This is a genomic window from Cellulomonas sp. NS3, assembly GCF_024757985.1.
Taxonomy (GTDB): domain Bacteria; phylum Actinomycetota; class Actinomycetes; order Actinomycetales; family Cellulomonadaceae; genus Cellulomonas_A.
This window is the reverse complement of record NZ_CP103289.1, coordinates 4,084,569-4,106,316: the sequence shown is the minus strand read 5'-3', so window position 1 is coordinate 4,106,316 and position 21,748 is coordinate 4,084,569. Positions and strand designations below refer to the sequence as shown.

At 75.0% G+C, this 21,748-nt stretch carries 21 protein-coding genes; 7 read left to right on the top strand and 14 right to left on the bottom strand.

The genetic code is table 11. The annotated features are described in order from the left end of the window. Nucleotides 1-55 precede the first annotated feature (55 nt). The 3 genes from NXY84_RS18545 (at nucleotide 56) to NXY84_RS18535 (ending at nucleotide 4,175) form a co-directional block, all read left to right on the top strand. Nucleotides 56-1,729 (top strand): extracellular solute-binding protein, encoded by a 1,674-nt coding sequence (locus NXY84_RS18545; protein WP_258724505.1) that lies wholly within the window; start codon nucleotides 56-58, stop codon nucleotides 1,727-1,729. Between the two features lie 131 nt (nucleotides 1,730-1,860). Continuing rightward, a complete protein-coding gene (locus NXY84_RS18540) occupies nucleotides 1,861-3,480 on the top strand; it encodes a GH39 family glycosyl hydrolase (RefSeq protein WP_258724504.1) in 1,620 nt (539 codons plus the stop codon). Then, nucleotides 3,477-4,175 (top strand): DUF624 domain-containing protein, encoded by a 699-nt coding sequence (locus NXY84_RS18535; protein ID WP_258724503.1) that lies wholly within the window; start codon nucleotides 3,477-3,479, stop codon nucleotides 4,173-4,175. Before NXY84_RS18540 ends, NXY84_RS18535 begins: the two co-directional genes overlap by 4 nt. A gap of 12 nt (nucleotides 4,176-4,187) precedes the next feature. On the opposite strand, the gene NXY84_RS18530 is transcribed toward NXY84_RS18535, so the two are convergent. The 7 genes from NXY84_RS18530 to NXY84_RS18500 form a co-directional block, all read right to left on the bottom strand. Further along, the gene (locus NXY84_RS18530; RefSeq protein ID WP_258724502.1) at nucleotides 4,188-5,267 is read right to left on the bottom strand and encodes a sensor domain-containing diguanylate cyclase; all 1,080 of its coding nucleotides are present in this window, start codon (nucleotides 5,265-5,267) and stop codon (nucleotides 4,188-4,190) included. Nucleotides 5,268-5,391: 124 nt separating this feature from the next. After that, nucleotides 5,392-7,563: an alpha-glucuronidase gene (locus NXY84_RS18525; protein WP_258724501.1), complete on the bottom strand. Its 2,172-nt coding sequence runs from the start codon at nucleotides 7,561-7,563 to the stop codon at nucleotides 5,392-5,394. 340 nt (nucleotides 7,564-7,903) lie between these two features. Further along, nucleotides 7,904-9,739 carry a gamma-glutamyltransferase family protein gene (locus tag NXY84_RS18520; protein ID WP_258724500.1) on the bottom strand — a complete coding sequence of 612 codons (1,836 nt, stop codon included), beginning with the start codon at nucleotides 9,737-9,739 and terminating at the stop codon, nucleotides 7,904-7,906. 207 nt (nucleotides 9,740-9,946) lie between these two features. Further along, nucleotides 9,947-10,600, bottom strand: a complete 654-nt coding sequence (locus NXY84_RS18515; RefSeq protein ID WP_258724499.1) for a hypothetical protein — start codon at nucleotides 10,598-10,600, stop codon at nucleotides 9,947-9,949. Nucleotides 10,601-10,638: 38 nt separating this feature from the next. Next, a complete protein-coding gene (locus tag NXY84_RS18510) occupies nucleotides 10,639-11,493 on the bottom strand; it encodes a PRC and DUF2382 domain-containing protein (RefSeq protein WP_258724498.1) in 855 nt (284 codons plus the stop codon). A 404-nt stretch (nucleotides 11,494-11,897) separates the two neighbouring features. Beyond that, entirely contained in the window at nucleotides 11,898-12,677 is a 780-nt protein-coding gene (locus NXY84_RS18505; RefSeq protein WP_258724497.1) for a hypothetical protein, read from the bottom strand. Nucleotides 12,678-12,740: 63 nt separating this feature from the next. Next, the gene (locus tag NXY84_RS18500; RefSeq protein WP_258724496.1) at nucleotides 12,741-13,481 is read right to left on the bottom strand and encodes an ankyrin repeat domain-containing protein; all 741 of its coding nucleotides are present in this window, start codon (nucleotides 13,479-13,481) and stop codon (nucleotides 12,741-12,743) included. A gap of 111 nt (nucleotides 13,482-13,592) precedes the next feature. Between NXY84_RS18500 and NXY84_RS18495 the strand changes: the two genes are divergently transcribed. Next, nucleotides 13,593-14,243, top strand: coding sequence for a 4a-hydroxytetrahydrobiopterin dehydratase (locus tag NXY84_RS18495; RefSeq protein ID WP_258724495.1), 651 nt, complete (start codon nucleotides 13,593-13,595; stop codon nucleotides 14,241-14,243). Between the two features lie 144 nt (nucleotides 14,244-14,387). On the opposite strand, the gene NXY84_RS18490 is transcribed toward NXY84_RS18495, so the two are convergent. From NXY84_RS18490 to NXY84_RS18480, 3 genes are all read right to left on the bottom strand, one after another. Continuing rightward, on the bottom strand, nucleotides 14,388-14,768 hold the full coding sequence (locus tag NXY84_RS18490; protein ID WP_258724494.1) for a VOC family protein: 381 nt from the start codon (nucleotides 14,766-14,768) through the stop codon (nucleotides 14,388-14,390). Nucleotides 14,769-14,875: 107 nt separating this feature from the next. Then, a complete protein-coding gene (locus NXY84_RS18485) occupies nucleotides 14,876-15,214 on the bottom strand; it encodes a YnfA family protein (RefSeq protein ID WP_258724493.1) in 339 nt (112 codons plus the stop codon). A 68-nt stretch (nucleotides 15,215-15,282) separates the two neighbouring features. Further along, nucleotides 15,283-16,458: an FAD-dependent oxidoreductase gene (locus tag NXY84_RS18480; RefSeq protein ID WP_258724492.1), complete on the bottom strand. Its 1,176-nt coding sequence runs from the start codon at nucleotides 16,456-16,458 to the stop codon at nucleotides 15,283-15,285. A 56-nt stretch (nucleotides 16,459-16,514) separates the two neighbouring features. Between NXY84_RS18480 and NXY84_RS18475 the strand changes: the two genes are divergently transcribed. After that, nucleotides 16,515-16,976: a MarR family winged helix-turn-helix transcriptional regulator gene (locus NXY84_RS18475; protein ID WP_258724491.1), complete on the top strand. Its 462-nt coding sequence runs from the start codon at nucleotides 16,515-16,517 to the stop codon at nucleotides 16,974-16,976. Nucleotides 16,977-17,024: 48 nt separating this feature from the next. Here the strand turns inward: NXY84_RS18475 and NXY84_RS18470 are convergent, their stop codons facing one another. Then, complete coding sequence (locus NXY84_RS18470) at nucleotides 17,025-17,489, bottom strand: tRNA (cytidine(34)-2'-O)-methyltransferase (protein ID WP_258724490.1); 465 nt, start codon at nucleotides 17,487-17,489, stop codon at nucleotides 17,025-17,027. 31 nt (nucleotides 17,490-17,520) lie between these two features. After that, a complete protein-coding gene (locus NXY84_RS18465) occupies nucleotides 17,521-18,552 on the bottom strand; it encodes an endo alpha-1,4 polygalactosaminidase (RefSeq protein ID WP_258724489.1) in 1,032 nt (343 codons plus the stop codon). Nucleotides 18,553-18,695: 143 nt separating this feature from the next. On the opposite strand from NXY84_RS18465, the gene mgrA reads away from it, so the two are divergent. Together mgrA and NXY84_RS18455 are read left to right on the top strand one after the other, a co-directional pair. Next, nucleotides 18,696-19,739 carry an L-glyceraldehyde 3-phosphate reductase gene (gene mgrA, locus NXY84_RS18460; RefSeq protein ID WP_258724488.1) on the top strand — a complete coding sequence of 348 codons (1,044 nt, stop codon included), beginning with the start codon at nucleotides 18,696-18,698 and terminating at the stop codon, nucleotides 19,737-19,739. Further along, nucleotides 19,736-20,614 (top strand): alpha/beta fold hydrolase, encoded by an 879-nt coding sequence (locus NXY84_RS18455; RefSeq protein WP_258724487.1) that lies wholly within the window; start codon nucleotides 19,736-19,738, stop codon nucleotides 20,612-20,614. Before mgrA ends, NXY84_RS18455 begins: the two co-directional genes overlap by 4 nt. A gap of 179 nt (nucleotides 20,615-20,793) precedes the next feature. On the opposite strand, the gene NXY84_RS18450 is transcribed toward NXY84_RS18455, so the two are convergent. Both NXY84_RS18450 and NXY84_RS18445 read right to left on the bottom strand, forming a co-directional pair. Further along, the gene (locus NXY84_RS18450) at nucleotides 20,794-20,970 is read right to left on the bottom strand and encodes a hypothetical protein (RefSeq protein ID WP_258724486.1); all 177 of its coding nucleotides are present in this window, start codon (nucleotides 20,968-20,970) and stop codon (nucleotides 20,794-20,796) included. Nucleotides 20,971-21,291: 321 nt separating this feature from the next. Further along, a complete protein-coding gene (locus NXY84_RS18445; RefSeq protein WP_258724485.1) occupies nucleotides 21,292-21,645 on the bottom strand; it encodes a hypothetical protein in 354 nt (117 codons plus the stop codon). Between the last annotated feature and the right edge of the window lie 103 nt (nucleotides 21,646-21,748).

Sequence of the window (21,748 nt, the reverse complement as noted above, 5' to 3'; positions counted from 1 at the left end):
ACGGGAACCCGCACCCCGCACCGGCCGACGACGGCCGACGACGGAAGGAACGACGATGACCACGAGGCGCACGCGCCTGATCACCGGGCTGACCGTGGGCGTGCTCGCCCTCGGCCTCGGTGCCTGCTCGAGCGGCGGGGACGACGAGGGCGACGAGGGCACGACCGCCGACTCCACCGCGCTCGACGGCAAGCGGGTCGGCGCGATGGACGACTTCGGGGTCGGCGACACGTTCGTCGCCACCGAGCCCATCGAGCTCTCGCTGCTCTACCGCGACCACCCGAACTACCCGATCAAGGAGGACTGGCTCTTCTTCACGACGCTCGAGGAGAAGAACAAGGTCTCGTTCGAGACGGTCCTGGCGCCGCTGAGCGACTGGGAGCAGCGCCGCAGCCTGCTCATCGGCGCGGGCGACGCGCCGTCGATCATCCCCGTCACCTACCCCGGCCAGGAGGCACCGTTCGTCGCCTCGGGCGCGATCCTCCCGGTCAGCGACTACGTCGACCTCATGCCGAACTTCCAGGCGAAGGTCGAGGAGTGGGAGCTCGAGCCGTACCTCGACCAGCTCCGCCAGGAGGACGGCAAGTACTACCTGCTGCCCGGCCTGCTCGAGGCCCCGCGCCCCGACTACACGATCGGCATCCGCACCGACGTGTTCGAGGCCGCGGGCGCCGAGACCGAGCCCGAGACCTGGGAGGACCTGGCCGGGTCGTTCGCGGACGTCAAGGCCGCGAACCCCTCCACGTACCCCTTCTCGGACCGCTGGAGCAACCCGACGTCGCTCGGCTCGCTGCTCAACGTCGCCGCGCCGAGCTTCGGCACGATCGGCGGCTGGGGCTACAGCTCCGGCGTGCAGTGGGACGCGGACGCCGAGGAGTTCGTCTACGCCGGCGCGACCGACGAGTACCGCGACATGGTCGAGTACTTCCACGGCCTCGTCGAGGACGGGCTGATGGACCCCGAGAGCCTCACGCAGGAGGACGCTGCGGCCGAGCAGAAGCTCATCTCGGGCCAGTCCGCCGCGATGAGCACCAACCGCCAGGAGATGCTGCGCCACCGCGCGACGTTCGCCGAGCAGGGGGTCACCGGCGCCCGGTTCGAGAAGATCCGCGTCCCGTCCGGCCCGGCCGGCGACCTCACGGCGGGCACCCGCCTCGAGAGCGGCATCATGCTCTCGTCGAGCGTGGCCGACGAGGAGACGTTCGTCGCGACGCTGCAGCTCATCGACTGGCTGTACTACTCCGACGAGGGCCTCGAGTTCGCGAAGTGGGGCGTCGAGGGCGAGACGTACGAGAAGGCCGACGACGGCACCCGGACGCTCGCGAGCGACATCACCTACCTGGGCCTCAACCCGGGCGCGCCGAAGCAGCTCAACGTCGACTACGGGTTCAACAACGGCGTGTTCCTGCTCGCGCAGGGCTCGACGACCGACCTCGTCTACTCGATGCTCGACGAGGAGGAGCTCGCGTGGCAGGAGGAGATGGCCACCAAGGAGGCCGTCCCCGTCGCCCCGCCGTACCCGCTCGACGAGATCGAGCGCGAGCAGGTCAGCCTCTACCAGACGGCGCTGACCGACTTCGTCGAGGCGAACACGCTGCAGTTCATCCTCGGTGACCGCCCGCTGAGCGAGTGGGACGCGTACGTCACCGAGCTCGAGGGCATGAACCTCGCGCCGTTCATGGACGCGGTCAACGGCGCCCACCAGCGCTACGCGGAGGAGAACGGCTGACCACGCACCACCCCCGCCGGGCGCAGCGCTCGCTGAGCCGCTGAGCCCGTCGGGACCCGAACGTCGCCGTCCGGTCGCGCGCCCCCTCGCCCGCGACCGGACGGTGGCACGTCCACCCCCGGAGGAGCCCCGTGAGCACCGCACGCGTCACCGTCCCCCACGAGCCTGTCGGACCGCTCGGTGACGCCTGGCGCGCGTGCGTGGGGACCGGCCGGCTCAACCTCGCGCTGCGCCAGGACTACCAGGAGTCGCTCGCGGTGGTGCAGCGCGAGATCGGGTTCCGCCACGTGCGCGGGCACGGGCTGCTGAGCGACGACCTGGGGGTGCACCGGCCGTACGAGGTCGACGGGGTCCGGCACGTCCGGCACGCCTTCACCTACCTCGACCAGGTCGTCGACGCGTGGCTCCGGCTCGGGATCCGCCCGTTCCTCGAGCTCGGGTTCATGCCCTCGGGCCTCGCGTCCGGCGACCAGACGGTGTTCTGGTGGAGGGGCAACGTCACGCCGCCGCGGTCCTACGACGAGTGGGCCGCGCTCGTGCGCGCGACCCTGCGCCACCTCGTGGACCGGTACGGGATCGAGGAGGTGCGGACCTGGCCGGTCGAGGTGTGGAACGAGCCGAACCTCACCGTCTTCTGGCAGGGCGCCGACCAGGCCGAGTACCTGCGGCTCTACGAGGTCACCGCCCGGGCCGTGAAGGACGTCGACGCGTCGCTGCAGGTGGGCGGGCCGGCGATCTCCCCGGGGTCGGACGAGTGGTGGGCGCCGTTCGCCGACTTCGTGACCGCGCGCGACGTGCCCGTCGACTTCGTGAGCCGGCACGCCTACAGCTCCGGCCCCGCGCAGCACGTGCCCTTCGGCACCTACCAGACGCTCACCGAGCCGCAGGCGCTGCTCGACCAGTTCGCGGCACCGCGCCGGCACCTCACGGGCACGGCGCTCGCGGACCTGCCCGTGCACATCACCGAGTTCAACACCTCCTACCGGCCCGACAACCCGGTCCACGACTCCGCGTACAACGCGGCGTACCTCGCGCCGGTGCTCGCGGGCGGCGGCGAGCACGCCGACTCGTTCTCCTACTGGACGTTCAGCGACGTGTTCGAGGAGGAGAACATCCCCACGGCGCTCTTCCACGGCGGCTTCGGGCTGCTGACGCACCGGCAGGTCCGCAAGCCGACGTTCCACCTCTACGCGTTCCTGGCCCGCACGGGCGCGCACGTCCTCGCGCGCGGCGAGGACCACCTCGTGTGCCGGGACGACGACGGGCGCGTGACGGTGCTCGCGTGGCAGCCGGTGGGCGGCACCGACGCCGATGACGCCGGGTCCGGGCCCGGGCACGTCGTGCGGCTGTCGGTCCCGGTCGGCGGAGTGCCCGACGGCGGGACGGTGTTCGTCGTGCAGCGCTCGGTCGACGCCGAGCGCGGCAACGCCTGGGCGGCGTGGCGTGAGCTCGGGCGGCCCGCGAACCCCACCGAGGGCCAGCTCGCGCTGCTGCACGACTGCGCGGAGCCGGCCGTCGACCACCGGTCCGCGACGGTCCGCGACGGGCGCGTCGACCTCGACGTCCTGCTCGGCCGGCACGGCATCGCGCTCGTCGAGGTGCTCCCGGTGCGCGACGAGACACCGCCCTGGGTCGACGACGGGCGCCTGCTGGGCGAGGTTCCGGGCGCCGCGTCGGGCACGGCGTCGGGCACCGCCGGCGGTCCCGAGGCCGGGACGCCCGGCGCCGCGGGCGCGCAGGAGCGAGGATGACTCAGGTGACGGCCCGCGAGCAGCCCGGCGAGATCGGCACCGGCGTGCTGGCCCGGGCCTCCGCGACGGCGTACTGGTACCTCGTCGTCGAGGCCCTGCTCGTGCTGGCCGCCGCCCCGGGCCTGCTCGCCCTCCCGCTCCTGGCCCGCGACGCGAGCAACGTCCCCCTCGTCGCGCTCGCGCTCGTCCCGCTCGGCCCGGCGCTGTCCGCGGCGCTGTTCGCGCTGCGGGCCTACCGCCGCGACCCGGACCTGCGCCCCGCGGGGCACTTCTGGCGCGGGTACCGGCTCAACTGGCTCGACGTGCTGCGGTTCTGGGTCCCGTTCCTGGTGGTGATGGCGGTCCTCGCGACGAACCTCACGCACCTCGGGTCCGTCCCCGCCGGGCCGGCGCTCGCGCCGCTGCTGGGCGTGGTGACGCTCGGGCTCGTGCTGTGGTGCGCGCACATGCTCGTGCTCGTCTCGCTGTTCTCGTTCCGCACGCGCGACGCTGCGCGGCTCGCGGGGTTCTTCCTCGCGCGGCGACCCGGCGTGACGCTCGGCGCGGCGTCGCTCGGGGTGCTCGCGACGGGGACCGTGCTGTTCCTGTCGGACTGGGTGCTCGCGCTGCTCGCGTCGGTGCTGGTCGGGCTGCTGCTGCGCAACGCGGGGCCGATGCTCGCGGACGTCGAGGAGCGGTTCGTCACCGAGGTGTGACGGGGCGGGGCCTCACGCCGAGAGGCTGTCGACCCGGTCGTGCACCACGACCGCGCCCGGGCCGTGCGCCTTCGCCTCGTACATCGCCGAGTCGGCGGCGTGGAGCAGCTCGTCGGGTGACGCCCCGGCGCGGGGCCGGATGACGACGACGCCGATGCTCGCGGTCACCGGCAGCGACGTGCCCGCGACCCGCATGGGCTCACCGAACGCCCGCGCGAGCCGCTCGGTGAGCGCGCGGACGGCACGCGCGCGCGGTTCGGGCTCGGGCGGGACGTCCTCGCACAGCAGCACGAACTCGTCGCCCGCGAGCCGCGCCAGGGTGTCGGCCGTGCGGGCGGTGGCGACGAGCCGCCGGGCGACCTCCACGAGGACGACGTCTCCGCCGGCGTGGCCGAGGCTGTCGTTCACGCCCTTGAACCCGTCGAGGTCGAGGAACGCGACGGCGAGGGCTTTGCCGGTGCGCTGCGCCACGGCGACCGCGTGGGACATCCGGTCGAACAGCAGGCTCCGGTTGGGCAGGTCGGTGAGCTGGTCGTGCAGCGCGCGGTGCTCGATCTCCCGCCGCGCCGCGCGGGCCTCGTCGCGGTCGTGGGCCATGACGAGGTAGGACACGGCGACGTCGGCGAGCAGCCGGGCCGCCTCGATCTCGCGCTCGTCCCACGGCCCTGCCGTGCGCCGGTACATGTCGAGCGTGCCCCAGACCACCTCGCGGCGGAGGAGCGGCACGGCGACGACCGCCTGGACCTCGACCGCCAGCGCGGTCGTGACGAAGGGGCCCCACGCGTCGTGCATGCGGCCGAGGTCCTCGACGACGACGACGTCCTGCGTCATGACCGCGTCGTGGCACGGGCCGAGCTGCAGCGCCTCCTGCACCGCCTCGGCCGGAGCGACGCGCCCCTCGACGGCGACGATCCGGACGGTCTCCCGGCGCCCGTCGCGGGCCTCGACCTCCATCACGCCGACGCTGTCGACGGGGATCGCGCGAGCCGCGGCGACGCACAGCTCCCGCAGCATGTCGCCGGGGTCGGCGTCGAGCGTGGCGGCCGCGGACAGCCGTGCGACCGCCTGCACGAGCCGTCGGTCCTGTGGCATGGTCCCCCGCCTGCCTGCGCCCCCGAGGGCCTCGCGCGGCTGCGTCCCACCCGCGCGCACGACCACGGTACGGCCCGGCGGAGGGGTCTGACGACACGAGCGCGTCGGGTGGGCACGCCCGCCGTCAGTAGATCCGGCGACCCCGCGCGTCGGGCACGCCGGACTTCCGGAAGAAGTACGTGGTGACCTGGTCGCGCCACTCCCGGGCGCTGCGCAGCTGCTCGTCGAGGAGCTCGGTGACGCGCGCGTGGACGTCGCCCGGCACCCTGCCCGCGAGGGACGCCCACGTCGCGACCAGCTCCTCGACGCGGGCGACGCCGGCGAAGTGCGTGTCGTACACGTGCTGGATCACGGTGCTGCCGCTGTGCAGCACGTGGCCGTACGGGACGTGGTGGAAGAACAGCAGCAGCTCGTCGGGGCACGTCGCGAGGTCCTCGTACACGTCGCGCCACGGCGCCGGGTACTGCCCGGTGTACCCGGTCCCCGTCGCGCGCGTGCGGTCGACGCCGATCCCGTCGCGGTCGGCGAAGTGGTACGTGCCCCACGGCGAGTACTCGTACCCGTCGACCGCGGGCCCGTAGTGGTGCCCGGGCTGCACCATGAACCCGACGCCGAGGGGTGCGGTGTAGCTCTCGTAGGTCCGCCACGAGTCGTCGAGGACCGCGTGCAGCCCGGCGCGGACCTCGGGGTCGGCGCCGAACGTGAGCCCGGCCCACTCGTCGAGCACCGCCTCGGGCGCGAGCGTCGGGTCCCACGCGAGCCGCCCGAACGCGAAGAGGTTCGCCTGCGCGAGCGGGTGCCCGGTCCAGAACGGGTCGTCCCCGACGTTCGACACCGCGACGAGCGCACCGGGCCTGCCGCCGGGACCGTCGCCGATCGCCACGTCGGCCACCGTCGCGCCCTCACCCCACGGCCGGAAGTCGAGGATCTCGCGCCACCACGGGCCGAGGTAGCACGCGTGCCGCTGCTGGCCCGTGTACTCCTGCGTGACCTGCAGCTCGACCGCGAGCCGGGTCCGCGGCATCGCGGCGATCACGGGCGAGACGGCCTCGCGCGTCTGGAAGTCGAGCGGCCCGTGCTTGACCTGCAGCACGACGTTCTCGTCGAACCGGCCGTCGAGCGGCGCGAAGTGGTCGTACGCCGCGCGCGCCCGGTCGGTCGAGCGGTCGCGCCAGTCCTGGTCATGGTCGTACACGAAGGCGCGCCAGAACACCGTCCCGCCGAACGGCGCGAGGGCCCGCGCCAGGAGGTTCGCGCCGTCGGCGTGGTCCCGCCCGTACGCGAACGGCCCCGGCTGCCCCTCGGAGTCGGCCTTGACGACGTACCCGCCGAAGTCGGGGACCGCCCGGTACACCGCGGCGGTCACGTCGCCCCACCAGCGCTGGACGTCGGGGTCGAGCGGGTCGGCGGTCGGCAGCCCCCCGACGGTCATGGGCGCCGCGAACGACACCGAGAGGTGCACCCGGATCCCGTGCGGCCGGAACACCGCGGCGAGACGCGCGACGTCGGGCAGGCCCTCGGTGAGCAGGCGCGCCTCGCGGGCGTGCACGTTGACGTTGTTAAGGCCGACGCGGTTGATCCCGATCGAGCCGAGCAGCCGCGCGTACTCCTCGGCGCGGGACAGGTCCGGCCGCAGCGCGCCGCGGTCGTAGAAGATCGACCCGCCCGCGTACCCGCGCTCGACCTGACCCATGACGTCGTGCACGTCGACGTTGTCCCAGTGGTCGAGCATGCGGACCGCCTGGGCGGGGGAGTGCAGCACGTCCGACGTGGCCGTGTCCTCGGCAGCGGGGCCGGGACGGGCCGCGGCGTCCCGGGCGACGTGGTGGAGCCCGTACAGCAACCCCGCGCCCGACGACGCGACGACGACGGTCACGCCGGCGTCGCGCACGAGGCGGAAGGTCTCGGGGGGCAGGTCGCCCGGGTCGTCCAGCACGCGCCGGACGAGCGCGGGCCACCCCGGCGCGGTGTCGTCGGTGCCCTGGGTGGAGCCGCCTGCTCCGGCGGTCTCGCCCGGCAGCGGCCCGGAGCCGGACGCGATCGTCGCGAGCACGACGCTGACGTCCGCACCCGGGTCGCCGTCGGGCCGCGTCGAGAGCCGCCCGCCGTGCGTCGCCGTCGCGCGGCGCAGCTCGGCCTCGACGGTGGACAGCACCGGGTCGGCAGCGGCCTCGTCGTCGCCCGTCAGGAGCAGCGCGTGACCCGTCCCGAGCGGCTCGAGCGCGGTGTCGGGCAGCCACGCGGGGTGCACGCGCGCGGCCGGCGCGGGGCCCGGGACGGTCGACGTGGCGCTCATCGGGCGGGCGCCGAGCGTGCGACGCGGGTGTGGACGTAGAAACCGATATCGGCTCGCCGACGGCCGAGGCTCGGCACGAGCGTCGTGCCGGTCGTGGTTGCGGGGATCATGCCGTGCGTCTCCGATCCGGCCCGGCTCCGTCGCCGGGCGCGTTGCCCGCACCGACCCTAGGCAGGGAGCGCGCGGCCCGGCAACGCGACGGACACGGAGGCGCGCCGCGGGGCGGAACGCGTCGTCGACGCGGACCCAGGTCTCGACGCACACGCGGGGCGGAGGCACGTCGTCGCTGGTGGGGGCCGTCCCGGTGGACCGTACCGCGCCGGCAGCCGCAGGCGCGGCCTCACCGCCCGACCGCGTACCCCTGCATCCCGCGCGGGTTCGCCGCGGCCCGGAGCATCCCGTCGGCGCGCACCCCCGTCGCGCTGAGCCGCCCGAGCGACCACGGCCCGGCGTCCTGCACCGCGTGCCCGCGCCGCGTGAGGTCGGCGACGGCGTCGGCGCCGAGCCGGGACTCGACGACGAGCCCGCGGGGCACCTGGTCGCGCGGGTAGAACGACGACGGCACGTGCGTCGAGTGCCACGTGGGCGCGTCGATGGTCTCCTGGAGGTTGCGCCCGTGCAGCAGGTGGCGGACCAGGAACGGCACCGGCCACTGGTCCTGCTGGTCGCCGCCCGGCGTGCCGAACGCGAGGTACGGCGCGCCGTCGCGCAGCACGAGGCCGGGGCTGAGCGTGGTCCGCGGGCGGCGACCCGGCACGAGCGAGCTCGGCAGCCCGGGCTCGAGCCAGAACATCTGCGCGCGCGTGGGCAGCGCGAAGCCGAGGCCCGGGACGACGGGGGAGCTCTGCAGCCACCCGCCGCTGGGGGTCGCGGAGACGAGGTTGCCCCAGCGGTCGACGACGTCGACGTGGCACGTGTCGCCGCGCGTGAGGCCGTCGGGGCGCACGGTCGGCTCGCCGATGCCCGCGACGGGCTCGGTGCCGAGCGCGCCGGCCGACGACGCGCGGGAGCCGGCGTCGGGCCCCGCCGACAGGAACGCGGGCAGGCGAGGGGTCCGGCCGTCGGGCGACCCCGGGTGCAGCCCGTCCGAGGCGTCGCGCCCGACGAGCGCCGCCCGCTGCTCCGCGTACCCGGGCGAGAGGAGCGCGTCGAGAGGGACGTCGGCGTCGGGCGCGTCGCCGTACCAGGCCTCGCGGTCCGCGAACGCGAGCTTCGCGACCTCGGTCACCGCGTGCACGAGCTCCGGGCCCTCGCCGAGCTCGCCGACGCCGAGCGCGTCGAGCACCGTGAGCTGCTGGAGCAGCACCGGGCCCTGGCCCCACGCACCGGTCTTGTGCACCTCGTAGCCGCCGAACGGCACCGCGACGCTCGCCTCCTCGGTCGGGCGCCACCCCGCGAGGTCGTCGCCGGTCAGCACGCCCGTGTGCGCGCTCCCCGAGGAGTCCATGACCGCCGTGCCCTGCACGTACGCGTCGATGCGCTCCGCGACGAAGCCCTCGTAGAACGCGCGCCGGGCGGCCTCGATCTGCGCCTCGCGGTCCGGACCGGCCGCGGTGGCCTCGGCGAGCAGCCGCTCGAAGGTGTCGGCGAGCTCGGGGTTCGTGAACCGGGCGCCCGCCTCGGGCGGCGCACCGTGCGGCAGGTACACCGCGGCCGACGTCGGCCAGTGCTCGGCGAACATCGTCGCGACGCCCGTGATCGTGGCGACGGCCTGCGGGATCAGCGGGTAGCCGTGGCGCGCGTAGCCGACGGCCGGGCCGAGGACGTCCGCGAGCGGCAGCGTCCCGTACCGCGCGAGCAGGTCGAGCCACGCCCCGAACGCCCCCGGGACGACGGCCGCGAGGTGCCCGGTGCCGGGCACGAGGTCGAGCCCGAGGCCGGTGTAGTGGTCGACGGTGGCGGCCACCGGGGCGGTGCCCTGACCGCAGATCACGAACGTGTGCCCGTCCGCCGCGCGGTGGCCCATCAGCGGGGCGTCGCCGCCCGGGCCGTTGAGGTGGGGCTCGACGACGCTGAGCGTGAAGCCCGCGGCGGCGGCGGCGTCGAACGCGTTGCCGCCCGCCTCCAGGACCGACATCCCGACGGCGCTCGCCAGCCAGTGCGTCGAGGCGACCATGCCCTGCGTGCCGAGCAGCTCCGGGCGGGTGGTGAACGTGCCTGTGGCCATGCCGAGCATCGTGCCCGATGCGCGGCGAGGGCGCCGTCCGGCCCGTGGACCCGCGTCGCCGGAGGGTGCGCGACGGGTGCGTGCCGGGCGGACGCTCCTGCAGCGCCGCGGGGCCGGACCCGGCGGGCACGACGACGCCGGCCGGTGCACGCGGTGCGTGCGCCGGCCGGCGTCGGGTCGTGCTGTCGTGCCCGTCGGGCAGGGACGCGGGACGGGTCAGCGACCCAGCCCTGCCCTGTCGACCTTGCGGTGGAACCGCATCCCGGCGAGCCCGCCGAGCACCGCGCCGGCGAGGCTCGCGGCCGCGACGACGAGCACCGCGATGATGCCGCCCGTCGTCAGGTCGCCCTCACCGAGAGGGATCCGCGGGAAGCTGTCCAGCCGCGCCAGCACGTTGAACTGGTCGCCGGCGACGGCGGCGAGCACCGCGACCGCGATCGCGACGACAACCGCCCACAGCCACACCGCGAGCCCCTGCTTGGCGCCGTCGAACCGCGCCATGCGGCCCGCGACGTACCCGCCGCAGTAGTACGACATGAGCAGGACCACGAGCAGCGCGATGCCCCCCGCGAGACCGACGGTGCCGGGGTCGGACGCCGCCTGGTCCGCGGCCTCGGCGACGTCCGTGTCATTGGCGATGCCGACCGCCGTGCCGGCCGCGGCGACGAGCGAGGTCAGCAGCACCGCGGTGCCGGTGGCGGTGAGCCACCCGAAGAACGCCGACCCGAACTTGATGCCGCCGTACTCCTCCTTCTCGCGCGCGACGACGCTCTGCCGGTCGACGCCGAGGCCGCGCGCGGAGACTGCGCCGCCCGCATGCTCGCTGTCGCCGTCCCGCGGAACCGGGCGATCCGTGTCGTTGGTGCTCATGCTGGCCTTCTCTCCTGGGGGTCGGGCAGAGGGCGGCGTCAGAGCCGCGAGGTGCCCTCACCGTCGGTCTCGAGCTCGACCTCTTCGCGGCTCTTCGACTCGGTGACCTGCTGCTGCTCGGTCACGGTCTCGGTGTCGAGGCGGACGCGCTCGACCGGCACCGTCTCCTTGGTCACGACCGGACGCTCCTCGGTGAGGGTGACCTCGTGCACGCTCTCCGTGAGCTCGGGCCCGGACAGCGCGTCGTCGACGTTGCCCTCCGTGATGGGCTCACGCTCGAGGCGGACCTCCTCGCGCTGGACCGGGACCGTGACCGTCTCGTGCTCGGTGACGATGTACTTGCGCAGGCGGGCGCGGCCCGTGGTGACGCGCTCGGTGCCGACGTCGAGCCGCTCCTCCGAGAGAGTCATCGCGTCGTCCGTCGTGCCCGCCGAGGCCGTGGTCGTGCCCGTGGTGCCCGCGGTCACGTCCGTGTCGGCGGCCGTGTAGGTGGTGTCGGTGTCGTCGTGCACGTCGGTGCCCGTCGTGCCCAGGCCGGCCGTGGTCGTGCTCTCGTACGTGTCGGTGCCGCCGTAGGTCCGGCCGTAGTACGCGTACAGCTCCGACTCCTCGGTCTCCGAGAGGTGGCCGTCCTCGTCGTCGACGCGAGGGGCGCCCTTGATCTTGTCCTTGTCGAAGGGCACGTGGATCTCGTCGCCCTGCACGCTCGCGTCGCCGAGCGGCACGAACGACTGCGACGTGCCGAACAGGCCGGTCGAGACGGTGAGCCACTCGGGCTGACCGGACTGCTCGTCGAGGAAGATCTGGCCGAGCTTGCCGATCTTCTGGCCGTCGGGGCCGATGACGGTGCCGCCGGAGACGAGCAGGGTCTGGATCTGGTCGGTGGTGATCATGTGTGTCCTCACAGGGGTCGTCGAAGCGCCGACCGGCATGACGGAGCCGGGCGGTGCGGTGTCGGGGTGTGACGCGACTGGCCTGCGCGTCGGTCGCCTCCGGGGCCGGGACCCAGTGGTGCGTCCGCGACCAGGAGCGTCGAGCGATTCGTCCGCTGCGTGGGCAGCTGCACATCGCTGTGTGCGTTCATCACGCTATGTCGGGGTTGGAGGCCCAGCAACACGAGACCGCCCCGAAACGCGATCAGGTGGTCGGAATCGCGGGTCGTGTCGTGCTGTGCGGGGATCTCGCGCCCGCGAGGCCGGACCTGCCGGGCGCGGCGACGCCGGCCGGTGCACGGGGTGCGTGCGCCGGCCGGCGTCGGGTCGTGCGAGGGCGGGTGCTCCGGGTCAGGCCGCGGCGCTCAGCGACCGAGGCCCGCGCGGTCGACGCGGCGGTGGAACCGCATCCCGGCGAGCCCGCCGACCACGGCGCCGACGAGGCTGGCGACGGCCACGAGCAGGATCACGACGATGCCGCCCGTCGTGAGGTCGCCCTCGTTGAGCGGGATGCGCGGGAAGCTGTCGAGGCGCGCGAGCACGTTGAACTGCTCGCCGGCGATGGCTGTGAGGATCGCGACGACGATCGCGATGACGACCGCCCACAGCCAGACCGCGAGGCCCTGCTTCGCGCCGTTGAACCGTGCCATGCGCCCGGCGACGTACCCACCGCAGTAGTACGCGAGGAAGAGGATCACGAGCAGGGCGATGCTCCCGGTGGCGCCGACCGTGCCGATCTCGCCGGCAGCCTGGTCCGCGGCCTCGCCCACGTCGGTGTTCGTGGCGACGCCCACCGCGGTCCCGGCGCCCGCGGCGAGCGCGGTCAGCAGCACCGCGGTCCCCGTCGCGGTGAGCCAGCCGAAGAAGGCGGAGCCGATCTTGATGCCGCCGAACTCCTCCTTCTCGCGCGCGACGACGCTCTGCCGGTCGACGCCGAGGTCGCGTGCGGAGACCGTGACCGGCTCCGGCTCGGGGACGTCGGCGGGGCCGGCGACGGACGCGCCGTGGTCACGGTGGTCGACGTCGGTGCGGTCGTCGAGGTGCTCGGCACGGTCGCTCGACGCGGCGGGGACGCCGCTCGTGTGCGGTCGCTCGGGCTCGGTGTGGCGGGGGTGCGTGGGGTCGGTCTCGTGCGGCGTGCTCATCGGGCTCTCCTTCGACGGTCGAACCTGGGCGTACGTCCGCTGCCGTCGGTCGGCGACGCCGGCTCAGGGGGTGAGCGCGTCGGCGAGCTCGCCGTGACCGGCCCGGCGCGCGGCGCCGGCGGCAGTGAGGCCATCGAAGCCGATCCAGGTCGGGTCCGCCCCTCGAGCGAGCAGCAGGTCGACGCACGCCCGCTGCCCGCCGTGCGCCGCGCACCACAGCGCGGTGGTCACGTCGTCGACGTCCGGCGCAGGATCGGCGTCGAGCAGCGCCTCGACCCGGTCGACGATCCCGAGCCCGGCCGCCTGCCAGAGGTTCGCGGTCGCGCCCGCGTGGAACAGGTGCTCCGCGGCGCGCCACTGCCCGAACGCCACGGCGTCCGCCAGGGCCGTGCCCGAGCCGTCCCCGATGACGGAGCCGGGCGCCTCGAGGTCCGCGCCCGCCCGGACGAGCGCCTCGACCGCCTCGACGTCGTCGTTGCTCGCGGCCCAGTGCAGCGCGGTCTCCGCGTGCGGCCCGGTGAACGGCGCGTCGGGGTCGGCGCCCGCGGCGACGAGCACCTCGATCGTGCGCCCGACGGCGAGGAGGTGGCCCGGGTGGTCGGTCGCGACGTGCAGCAGCGTGCACGTCGGCAGGTCCTCGACGGTCGCGTCCGGCTGGGCGACGTCGCGCGTGATCCGGGCCGCCGCGAGCCCGGGGTTCGCGGCGAGCAGCCCACGCAGCCGTTCGACGTCGCCGGTGCGGATCGCGTCGGCGGCCTCGCGCGCGAGCGGGTCGTCGGCGGCCAACGTCAGTGTTGCGTCCACGGGTGGCTCCTTCGCCGAGACCTCCACGGTGCACCCGGCCCGGCCGCGTGTCCAGGGCCGGGAGCGACGCACCGGCGTCCTCGGGGCGGTGCGGGTCGCTAGCGTGAGGGCATGACCGAACGGATCAGCCCTCGGCAGGTGGCGGAGGCGCACGGGCTCGATGACTGGCGCGTGCTGCCCGGCGGGGTGTGGGCGTGCGCGCACTTCCGGACCTCCTCGTTCTCGGTCGGCGCCGCGCTCGTCCAGGCGATCAGCGCGGCTGCCACGACCGTGAACCGTCATCCCGACGTGGACCTGCGCCCGGAGGGCGTGACGGTCCGGCTGCGTGGTGACGAGCCCGAGGGGTTCCGCACCCGCGACCTCGACCTCGCCCGGACGATCTCCGCTGCGGCGCGGGCGCTCGACGCGCACGCGGACCCGGCGGCCGTACAGCACGTGCAGGTCGCGCTCGAGGCGCTCGCCGCCGCGCAGGTCCGGCCGTTCTGGCGCGCGGTGCTCGGCTACCAGGATGCGGGGGACGCGGATCTGGTGGACCCGCTGCGGCGCGGCCCGTCGTGGACGTTCCCGCACACGGACGACCGCGAACCGCAGCGCGACCGGCCCCGGGCTGAGGTGCAGCTCGCCGCCGACCAGCTCGAGGAGCGGGTCGCCGCCGCGGTCGCCGCCGGGGGGAGAGTCGTGAGCGACGCCCGTGCGCCGCAACGGTGGACGCTGGCCGACCCCGAGGGCTCCGAGGTCGACCTCACGGTCTGGACGCCGTAGCCGACCCGGAGGGTGCGCACGCACGAGCGCGGGCGCGCAGCACCGCGCGCCGCGGCGAGCCGGGGGACCGGCCGACTCCGCGCAGCCAGCCGCGCCGCGGAGCCGGCCGACGTCGAGGGGTGCGGGGCCGACCGGACCCTGCTGCTACGACTCCGACCAGACGCCGAGCTCGTTGCCCGACGGGTCGAGGAAGTGGAACCGCCGCCCGCCCGGGAAGGCGTAGGGCCCGTCGACGACCGTGCCGCCGGCGCGCGTGACCGCGTCGAGCGTCGCGTCGAGGTCCGCGGAGTACAGCAGGACGAACGGGCCGCCGCGCGTGACGGCCGCCGACTCGGCGAGCGCCAGCCCACCCGCCTCGTCGGAGCCCTCCTCGGCCGCCGTGCGGATGCCGGCGTACCCCTCGCCGTACGCGGTGAACTGCCAGCCGAACGCCGCCCCGTAGAACGCGCGCGCCGCCGCGAGGTCGGTCGCGGGGAGCTCGACGTAGTCGATCGAGTGGGGGATGCGGTGCGTGTGCGTGGCCATGGCTCATCGTCGCGCCCACCACCGACACGCCCCACCGTGCCGGGCCTGTGGACGCCTGGACGCCTGGACGCCGACGCCGACGCCGGACGGCACGCTGAGGCGGCCCGTCAGGCGACGCCCCGGGGCGCGAACATGATGACGGCGACGCCGAGCAGGCACAGGGCGGCGCCGGTCAGGTCCCACCGGTCGGGCTGGAACCGGTCGACGACGACGCCCCACGCGAGCGACCCCGCGACGAAGACCCCGCCGTACGCCGCGAGGATCCGCCCGAAGCTCGGGTCCGGCTGCAGCGTCGCGACGAAGCCGTAGGCGCCGAGCGCGAGCACCCCGGCGCCGATCCACAGGACGCCGCGGTGCTCGCGCACGCCCTGCCAGATCAGCCAGGCACCGCCGATCTCGGCGACCGCAGCGAGCAGGAACAGGGCGGTCGAGCGCAGCACGGTCATGCGTGCAGTGTGCCGGTGCTCGCCCAGGACCGGGTCTGCCGGCCCCGCTCCCGCGGGCTCGCGCCGGCTCATGCGACCCGGGCGTCCCAGTCGATGCGGTGGTCGTACATCCAGGCGGTGCTCCGGTCGGTCACGACGTGCCGGAGGACGAGCGGCATCACGAGGTCCTGGACGCGGCGCCCGAGCGGCCCGGCGATCTTCGCGCTGCCGCTGCGCGCCCCGGCGGCGACGACCCGCTCGACTCGCGGGCGGCGCAGGTGCTCGTAGGTCGCGAGCGCGGTGGTCACGTCCGGTGCGTCGCGCAGCGCCTGGGCGAGCACGACCGCGTCCTCGAGCGCGATCGAGGCGCCCTGCCCGGAGCTCGGCGAGGGGGCGTGCGCGGCGTCGCCGACGACGACCATGCCGTCGCGCGACCACGTCGGCACGTGCGGGAGGTCGAACGTGTTGTCCCCGGCGAGCTCGAGCCGGCCGGCCGCGACCAGCTCCGCGGCCGGCCCCGGGTCGTCGCGCAGGAGCTCGTGGAGGTGCTCGCGCCACCGCACCTCGCTCGTCCCGGCCCGCTCCTCGGGGGTGGTCCGCGCGCGGGGGACGTTGACGAACCACACCACGTCGCCGTCGGGGGTGGGGTGCGCGCCGAAGAACGCCCGGCTGCCGAAGACGAGGAGCCACGCCGCGGGCGGGAGGGTGTCGGCGAGCGGCGTGCCCCGTGTGATCCCGCCGAAGTTCGTGAGGCCGACGTAGCGACCCGCGGGCGCGGTGGGGTCGATCGCGCGCCGCACGCGCGAGTGCACGCCGTCGGCGCCGATCACGACGTCGCCGCGCACGGTGGTGCCGTCGTCGAGGGTCACGACGCCGGGGCCGACCCGGCCGACGTGGGCGCCGAGGCGCACGTCGACCCCGGCGCGCGCCGCGTGCGTGGTGAGCTCGGCGGCGAGCCGGGACCGCTTGAGGGTCAGCGCGGCACCGCCCGGGAGGGTGCCGGTGAGCGAGAGCGCGCCGAGGGCCCGCCCCGTCGAGCCCTGCAGGACGTTGCGCCGCGTCGGGAACCCGGCCGCCTCGACGGGGCCGCGGACGCCGAGGGGCGTGAGCGCGTCGAGCCCGTTCGGTCCGAGGGTGAGGTACGAGCCCTCGTCCGGGTCGACGACGGCCCGGCGCTCGAGCACGACGGCGTCGATCCCGGCGCGGTGCAGCGCGAGACCGACGGCCGGTCCGGCGACCCCGCCTCCCACGACGACTGCCCTCATGGCGGTACCCTTTCCCTACGAGATTTGGAAAATTCGATTATCGAAAGGTTAGGGAGATGCGCGGGTCGCGTCAAGAGGCCGTGGCGTCGGTCGGGGCCGCGCTCCAGCGCTACCAGCGCAGCGTCCAGGCGTTCGACGACGCCGCGGCGCGGCACCTCGGCGTGGGCCCCGCCGACCTGCGGTGCCTCGACTGGCTCGCGGACGGCCCCAAGACCGCCGGCGAGCTCGCCGCCGCGACCGGCCTGCGCCCCGCGGCGACGACCGCGCTCATCGACCGGCTCGAGCGCAAGGGCCTCGTCGAGCGCGTGCGCTCCGACCTCGACCGCCGCCAGGTGCACGTGCGCATGACCGAGGCCGGGCAGGCCGTCACGTGGGAGGTCTACCGCCCGCTCGTCGAGGAGGGCGCGTCGCTCCTCGACCGGCTCACCGTCGACGACCTCGACCGGATGGGCGCGCTCCTCGACGACATGCGCGGCCTGACCGACCGGCTCCGCGACCGCCTCGTCGACGGCCGGTGACCCGCAGGCGGCCGGTGACGCGGGCGCGGCCGGCGATCCGGGGAGCCGTCACACCCCGCCGGCGAACCCCAGCTGGCGCCACGCCTCGTACGACGCGACGGCCGCGGACGTCGAGAGGTTGAGCGACCGGCGCCCCGCGAGCATCGGGATGCGCAGCCGGTCGGTCACGCGCGGGTGCGCCAGGACCTCGTCGGGCAGCCCGGTCGGCTCGGGCCCGAACAGCAGGACGTCGTCCTCGCGGTAGCCGACCGTCGTGTAGCCGGTCGTCGCCTGGGTCGTGAACGCGAAGACCCGCGAGCCGGGCAGCGCATCGAGGCACGCGTCGAGGCCCGGGTGCACGACGACGTGCGCGAGGTCGTGGTAGTCGAGCCCGGCGCGGCGCAGCTTCGGCTCGCTGAGGTCGAAGCCGAGCGGCTCGACGAGGTGCAGCGTCGCACCGGTCGCGGAGACCAGCCGGATGGTGCTGCCGGTGTTGCCGGGGATGCGGGGCTCGAAGAAGACGACGTGCAGCACCCGGCGATCCTCCCACCCCGGCGCACAGTGCTCAGCCGCGCGGGCAGGCCTCGAACACGTGCGCGCGCGATGCGGGGGTCGTCAGGTCGTGGTCGCGCAGCACCGTCGAGAAGGGCGTCTGCGGGTCGGCGCACACCTCGGCGAACGTGCCGCGCAGGTCGTCGGCGTACTCCACGTCGATCACCTGGTCGCCGTACACGTCCGTGTAGGCCGCGCACTCGTCCCAGCGGTGGCACTCCTCAGCGACGGCGAAGTCGAAACCGACCTCGTCGTGCCCGCGGCGGGTCAGGTCCGCGGCGTTCTTCTGCCCGACGGCGAGCCCGAGACCGTGCGCGACGGCGACGTACCGGGCGGCCGTCGCGAGCGCGTCATCGGCGGTGAGCAGCCCGCCGGACCGGGTGTAGGAGTCGAGGTTGTCGAGCTCCACGGCGTCGAAGCCGGCGTCGGCGCACCGCTGCAGGGTCGTCCCGACCAGGTCCGCGAGGCGGGCCCGCTTGTCGTCGGTCGACATGTCGAGCAGCAGCTCGTCGGGCCAGCCCGGGTCGGCGACCACGCGCCCGTCGGCGTCGCGCAGCACGAGGTCCGGGTGCTCGCGCAGCCACATGGAGCGCTCGTCGGGCTGGGTCTGGAAGCCGTTGACGTAGCAGATCGAGTAGGCGCCGGGCGCGGGCTCCGACGTGCTGTCGCGCACGACGCCGCCCACCCCGGCCGGGAGGGCGTACGCGCCGCCGAGCTGGTAGTCGACGACGATCCCGCCGAGACCGGTCGGCGCCGCGACGGGTGGCGCCGAGGCGGGTGCCGTCGGTGTGCTCGTCGGCCCCGGGGTGGTCGGCGTCGCGGTGGGCGCAGGGGTCGCGGAGGGCGTGGCGGACGCGCTCGGGGCCGGGTCGGTCGTGGCCGTCGAGCCCGGGGACGGCGTGGTGGACGCGTCGGGCGAGGGCGCCACGACGGTCGGCGAGGAGCCCGTCGGGCGCGCCTCCACGGGGCCGGCCTTGCACCCCGCGCACAGGGCCGCGACGGCGACGAGGGCGATCATGAGGGTCCGGCGGCGGGTCGTCGGCATGCTGCGTGTCTCCTGGCGTCGTCCGCCCCCCGGCGAAGCCGTGACCATATCGTGACCTGAGCCGACCGGGTCAACCCCCGATCCGGGTGACGCCGAACGGCACCTAGGCTGGTCGCGACCGACCCTGCGAGAGGACGCCACCGATGCCGACCGAGCCCCACCGCCCCTTCACGGCCGCCGAGAACCGCTACGAGGCCATGACCTACCGCCGGGCGGGGCGCAGCGGGCTCGCGCTCCCCGCGCTGTCGCTCGGCCTGTGGCACAACTTCGGCGGGACGACGTCGGGGGACACCCAGCGCGCGATCCTGCGCCGCGCGTTCGACCTCGGCATCACGCACTTCGACCTCGCCAACAACTACGGCCCGCCGTACGGCTCGGCGGAGGAGAACTTCGGGCGCGTGCTCGCGAGCGACCTGCGGCCCTACCGCGACGAGCTCGTGATCTCCTCGAAGGCCGGCTACGACATGTGGCCCGGCCCGTACGGCGACGGCGGCTCGCGCAAGTACCTGCTCGCCTCGCTCGACCAGTCGCTGCGGCGGATCGGGGTCGACTACGTCGACGTCTTCTACTCGCACCGCCCCGACCCGAGCGTCCCGATCGAGGAGACGATGGGCGCGCTGCACACCGCCGTCCAGAGCGGCAGGGCGCTGTACGCGGGCATCTCGAACTACTCCCCGGCGCAGACCCGCGAGGCGCAGCGCGTGCTCGCCGAGCTCGGGACGCCCCTGCTCATCCACCAGCCGAGCTACTCGATGTTCAACCGGCACGTCGAGCAGGTCGGCGACGGCCAGGAGGAGACGCTGCTCGACGCGGTCGGCGACCTCGGCATCGGCATGATCGTGTTCTCCCCGCTCGCGCAGGGCCTGCTGACCGACCGCTACCTCTCCGGGGAGGTTCCCGGCGACTCGCGTGCGGCGCAGAGCCGTTTCCTGCAGCCCGAGCGCATCAGCGAGACGTACCTGGCCCGGGCGCGGGCGCTGGACGAGATCGCGTCGGCGCGCGGCCAGAGCCTCGCGCAGCTCGCGCTCGCGTGGGTCCTGCGCGACGAGCGGGTCACGTCGGCGCTCATCGGCGCGTCGAGCGTCGCGCAGCTCGAGAACAACGTCGCCGCGCTCGAGGCGGCCGCGCTGACCGACGACGAGCTCGCCGCGATCGAGGAGCACGCGGTCGACGGGACCGCGCGATGACGCTCGACGCGCGTGGCGCCGGGGAACCGGGCACCGCGGAGGGCGAGGCCGACGGGACCGTCGTGCACCGCAGCGAGCGCACGCTCGGCGTCGACGGGCGTCCCGTCGGCTACACCGTGTGGGGGCGGCCCGGCGACGCGCTCCCGGTGCTCCTGCTGCACGGCGTGACCGACTCCGCGGAGACCTGGGACCCGGTCGCGCGCCTGCTCGCCGCCGACCGGCTCGTCGTCGGGGTCGACGCGCGGGGCCACGGCCGGACCCCGCTCGGCGAGGGGTCGTTCACGATCGCGTCGCTCGCGGCCGACGCCGCCGCGGTCCTGCGGCACGTCGTCGACGGTCCCGCGCTCGTCGTCGGTCACTCGATGGGCGGGCTCGTCGCGACCGAGCTCACGCTCACCGAGCCCGGCCTCGTCGCGGGGCTCGTGCTCGAGGACCCCGCCTGGGACACCGGCGGGGTCGCGACGCCCGACGGGGTGCCGCCGTTCCTCGCGCCGTTCCTGCTGTCCTTCGCGGGCGTCGACGCCGAGACGCTCGAGGCCCGCTCCCGGGCGACGCAGCAGGCCTTCGCGGACGACGAGCACGGCCCGTGGGCCCGATCCAAGGCGCAGCTCGACCAGCGACTCGTGCACGTGACGCACGACTGGAACGGCCGCGCGTGGGTCGAGGCGCTCGCGGAGGTGCGTGTGCCGGTGACCCTGGTGACCGGCGACGTCGGCCGGGGGGCGCTCGTGGGGGCCGCCCAGGTCGAGCGCGCGCACGAGGCCCTCGGCGAGCGGCTCACGCACGTCGCGATCCCCGGCGCCGGGCACAGCGTGCGGCGCGAGGGTCGGGAGGACTTCCTCGCTGCTCTCGACGCCGCTCTCGCGCGGGTCTGACGGGACGTCCTGCCCGCTCTCGACGGCCCGCTCTCGACGGCTCGGTCCCGACCGACGAGCCGGACGTCTGGAGCGTCATCGCCGCCGGGGCCCGGTGCCCGCCGCGACCGAACCCGGCGGGCGGGTGCGTGCCGGTCGACGTACCCCTGCTCGCCCGTCGCGTGGCTGCGGGCCATCGCCTAGCGGAACGTCTCCTCGGGGCGGTCGGAGGTGGTGGTCACCGTGAACGGCAGGTCCGACGAGGCGGCGCGCGCGGGCTGCATAGCCGCCAGGCCGGCCAGGCCCGCGAGCGCCAGGACGGCGGCGGCCGTCACGGCCGCGACGATCTTCCGGGTGCGTGGCGAGACACGGAGCATGGCTTCCCCCTGCTGTGGTGCGTGGTCCCGGCGAGGGTCGTGCGCGCGACCCGTGGTGATCGGTGCGCGCAGGTGGACCCCGGCCGGTGGACGGCCCGCGGGACGGGCCCGGGGGCCGCACCCGAGGAGCCGTCGTCCAGGACGGCACGACGGTACCGGGTCTCCGGTCACCTGCCGTCGTCACGGCCGACGTGCGGGGGGCGACGACCGCCTCGGGCGCCTCCCCTCACCGCAGGCCCCGCCGCACGATGGTCAGGTCGCGCAAGCGGATCGATCGCGCCGGAGCGCTCGGAGAGACCGCTGACCCCACCGTGCTGCCGATCACTGCCGGACGTCCTTGCCGAGCGCGTCGGCGATGCGCTCGGCGTGGACGTCGCTGACGAGCAGCTCGTCGAACTCCTGGCCGACGAGCGTGAGCCGGAGCAGGGGAAGCCCGCGCCGCATCGCCACGAGCCTGCGGACGCCGGACGGGTGGCGGAACGTGCCGACCTTGATGCGGCCGGAGACGACCAGGCCGGAGCGCGCGCCGAGGACCTCCGAGGTCCAGCCCGGCAGCAGCTCCGCGGCGCTGATCGCGTCGCGGGCGACCGCGTAGTGCGAGCGCCCCGCCATCAGGGCCTCCCAGCCGGGGAACTGCAGGTGCAGGGTCGATGCGTCGAGTCGGATGGCGGTCATGGGACTCCCCTTGCTCGTCGTACGCTGATGCGAGTGTTGAGAACATTATCACTGTGAGAATGGTTGGTCCACCGTGCCGAGGTCGTCGCCGATCGCTGCTGTC

Excerpts from the sequence above, each read along its gene's own strand:
- NXY84_RS18475 (WP_258724491.1), top strand. The coding sequence starts at position 16,515 with ATGCGCGGGTCGCGTCAAGAGGCCGTGGCGTCGGTCGGGGCCGCGCTC.
- NXY84_RS18490 (WP_258724494.1), bottom strand. The coding sequence starts at position 14,768 with ATGGCCACGCACACGCACCGCATCCCCCACTCGATCGACTACGTCGAG.
- NXY84_RS18520 (WP_258724500.1), bottom strand. The coding sequence starts at position 9,739 with ATGCTCGGCATGGCCACAGGCACGTTCACCACCCGCCCGGAGCTGCTC.
- NXY84_RS18450 (WP_258724486.1), bottom strand. The coding sequence starts at position 20,970 with ATGCTCCGTGTCTCGCCACGCACCCGGAAGATCGTCGCGGCCGTGACG.
- NXY84_RS18515 (WP_258724499.1), bottom strand. The coding sequence starts at position 10,600 with ATGAGCACCAACGACACGGATCGCCCGGTTCCGCGGGACGGCGACAGC.
- NXY84_RS18545 (WP_258724505.1), top strand. The coding sequence starts at position 56 with ATGACCACGAGGCGCACGCGCCTGATCACCGGGCTGACCGTGGGCGTG.
- NXY84_RS18525 (WP_258724501.1), bottom strand. The coding sequence starts at position 7,563 with ATGAGCGCCACGTCGACCGTCCCGGGCCCCGCGCCGGCCGCGCGCGTG.
- NXY84_RS18530 (WP_258724502.1), bottom strand. The coding sequence starts at position 5,267 with ATGCCACAGGACCGACGGCTCGTGCAGGCGGTCGCACGGCTGTCCGCG.
- NXY84_RS18485 (WP_258724493.1), bottom strand. The coding sequence starts at position 15,214 with ATGACCGTGCTGCGCTCGACCGCCCTGTTCCTGCTCGCTGCGGTCGCC.
- NXY84_RS18505 (WP_258724497.1), bottom strand. The coding sequence starts at position 12,677 with ATGAGCACGCCGCACGAGACCGACCCCACGCACCCCCGCCACACCGAG.
- NXY84_RS18510 (WP_258724498.1), bottom strand. The coding sequence starts at position 11,493 with ATGATCACCACCGACCAGATCCAGACCCTGCTCGTCTCCGGCGGCACC.
- NXY84_RS18455 (WP_258724487.1), top strand. The coding sequence starts at position 19,736 with ATGACGCTCGACGCGCGTGGCGCCGGGGAACCGGGCACCGCGGAGGGC.
- NXY84_RS18495 (WP_258724495.1), top strand. The coding sequence starts at position 13,593 with ATGACCGAACGGATCAGCCCTCGGCAGGTGGCGGAGGCGCACGGGCTC.
- NXY84_RS18445 (WP_258724485.1), bottom strand. The coding sequence starts at position 21,645 with ATGACCGCCATCCGACTCGACGCATCGACCCTGCACCTGCAGTTCCCC.
- NXY84_RS18480 (WP_258724492.1), bottom strand. The coding sequence starts at position 16,458 with ATGAGGGCAGTCGTCGTGGGAGGCGGGGTCGCCGGACCGGCCGTCGGT.
- NXY84_RS18535 (WP_258724503.1), top strand. The coding sequence starts at position 3,477 with ATGACTCAGGTGACGGCCCGCGAGCAGCCCGGCGAGATCGGCACCGGC.
- NXY84_RS18465 (WP_258724489.1), bottom strand. The coding sequence starts at position 18,552 with ATGCCGACGACCCGCCGCCGGACCCTCATGATCGCCCTCGTCGCCGTC.
- mgrA (WP_258724488.1), top strand. The coding sequence starts at position 18,696 with ATGCCGACCGAGCCCCACCGCCCCTTCACGGCCGCCGAGAACCGCTAC.